The organism is Flavobacterium sp., assembly GCF_031423415.1.
Classification (GTDB): Bacteria; Bacteroidota; Bacteroidia; order Flavobacteriales; family Flavobacteriaceae; genus Flavobacterium.
Genome location: NZ_JANPFL010000103.1, coordinates 1 through 2532, shown reverse-complemented (window position 1 = coordinate 2532; position 2532 = coordinate 1). Strand labels below are relative to the sequence as shown.

1 protein-coding gene is annotated in these 2532 nt (G+C 37.6%); it reads right to left on the bottom strand.

From position 1 onward, the window contains the following. Positions 1 to 93: 93 nt before the first annotated feature. Positions 94 to 2532 (bottom strand): two-component regulator propeller domain-containing protein (locus RMO83_RS09375; protein WP_310559421.1); only part of this gene is annotated, 2439 nt, incomplete at its 5' end.

Sequence of the window (2532 nt, the reverse complement as noted above, 5' to 3'; positions counted from 1 at the left end):
GTTGTTGAGTGTAGTATCCAAAATAGCTACATCTTGTCCACTTGCAAAAAAGGGTAGTAGCAGCAGGCAAATTTTTAAAAATGTTTTCATTTTTTAGTTAATTGGTATTTGAATAATAAATGTTGAGCCTTCTCCTTCTTTTGTTTCTACTTTTAATTCTCCACCATGCGCTTTCACAATATCGTAACTTAAACTCAATCCTAAACCAGTTCCTTGCCCTGTTGGTTTTGTGGTAAAGAATGGTTGAAAGATTTTATCGATTGCGCTTTGTGGAATTCCGTTACCATTGTCTTTTACTGATATTTCAACTTTATCACCAACTTTTTTAGTGCTAACAGTTACTGTTGGTTCGTAATTTTCAATTCCTGAATGTTGTTTTTCATTAGTCGCATAAAACGCATTGGTAATCAAATTCAAAATTACTCTTCCTATATCTTGAGGAATGATTTCAATTTTGCCAATGGTTTCTTCAAACTCTGTTTTCAATGTGGCGTTGAATGATTTGTCTTTAGCTCGCAACCCGTGATAGGCGAGACGCAAATATTCATCGGCTAGTTTGTTGATGTCGGTTGGTTCTTTTACTGCTGAAGTAGTGCGAGAATGTTGCAACATGCCTTTTACAATCGCGTCGGCACGTTTGCCGTGATGGTTTATTTTTTCTAGATTTTGTTTGATGTCGGCTGAAATAGCTTTGGCTTCTTCAATATCGCCTTTGTTTAATTCCTCATCCATTTCATCCAAAAGTTCACTACTGACTTCAGAGAAATTATTCACAAAGTTCAACGGATTTTGAATTTCATGTGCAATTCCAGCGGTAAGTTCACCGAGCGAAGCCATTTTCTCAGATTGGATTAATTGGGATTGAGTGGCTTTTAAATCCTCGATAGATTTGGTAAGCTGATTGGTTCTATGCGACACTTTTTCTTCCAATAATTTATTTTTATCCCTTAATGATTGTGCGCGCCAATAAGCAAATCCAATCATGGTTCCTGTAAATCCAAAAAAGTAACCCAGATAAGCCCACCAGGTTTTCCACCAAGGTGGCAAAATGGTAAACGCATAATCAAAAGATTTGCTCCAATCTCCGCTTTCGCCAAAAGCTCTAACCTGGAAAATAAATTTTCCATCGGGTAGGTTGCGGTAATCTGCTATAGTTCTTGTTAAAGGAACACTCCATTTTTCATCCAAACCTAGCAATCGGTAACTGTATTTGATTTTATTAGTAGTTGCTAAATCAATCGCAACGTATTGAAAGCTCAGGTGATTTTGACCAAATGGTATTCTTGGGTTAATGGGATAATTCTCAAAAGCCTGAACCCCATCAAATTTTATATTTTGAGCGGTGCTGTCTGCAGGATTGCGAAAATCAGGTACAATTTCATTAATATACAGTTGTCGCAAGCCAACAATTGATGGTTGTTGAGAGACTTTGTTTACATTTTTATCTAGTTTGTTGACACCTCCGCCTAGTGTGGCGATCCATAGGTTTCCAGACGTATCTTCAAATGTTTGCCGTAACTGATTGCTTGATAAACCGTCAGCTTTGGTAAAATTTTGAAATGTTTTGCCATCGTATTTGCTTAATCCACCATTTGTTCCTATCCAAAGAATACCTTGCTTGTCTTCGTAAACCGATAAAACACTATTACTAGCCAAACCTTGATCTGTGGTGAATTGAGTAAAAATTCCTGAATGACCCTTTTTTGATGGTTGATACTTAATAAGTCCATTACCGTTTTGTAAGGTAAACCAAATGGCACCATTCTTATCTTCTAAAATTGTACTAGTGTTTCCAAGATCTCCTAGTCCTTCGGCTGCAGTAAAATGAATAAAGCTGCCCGATTGCCCATCTGCGGAAGGTATGTACTTAGTAATTCCCCGTTGATGCCTAAACCATAAGTTCCCTGATTTATCTTCTAGGATAGCATTTGTGGTGGTGGGAACATATCCTTCAGTTTCGGTATAATGAAAAAAAGTGCCCGATTTGCCGTCTGCATTAGGTTGATACCGGGTAAGTCCCCTGTCGCCCCCAAACCACTTATCTCCTCTACTGTCTTCTAAGATCGACCATACACTATTGCCTACAATCCCTTCGGCAGGAGTAAAACGGAGCGATGACGTACCATCATATTTAATTACACCCTCTGAAGAACCAAACCATAGATTGTTTGATTTGTCTTTGTAAGAGCCAAAGTTAAGAGAAGGATTTAGAAAATAACTAAAGCTTTTACCATCATACCTATTAATTCCTCTATTTGACCCAAACCATAAATTGCCTTTAGGGTCTTGTAAAGCACTCCAAGTAAAATTATCGGCTAGCCCTCTATTTTTATTATATCGCAAAAAAGAATTGATAGGAACACGGTTGATGCCACCGCCATTTGTCCCCATCCACATACTGCCAGATTTATCATCTATAAAGATAATATTGCTAACTGTGTTATAATAAAGTCCTTCGGATTCAGAGATATAAACAAATCTTTTTCCGTCGTAAATACTTACTCCACCAGCTCGGGTTCCGAACCAAATTTT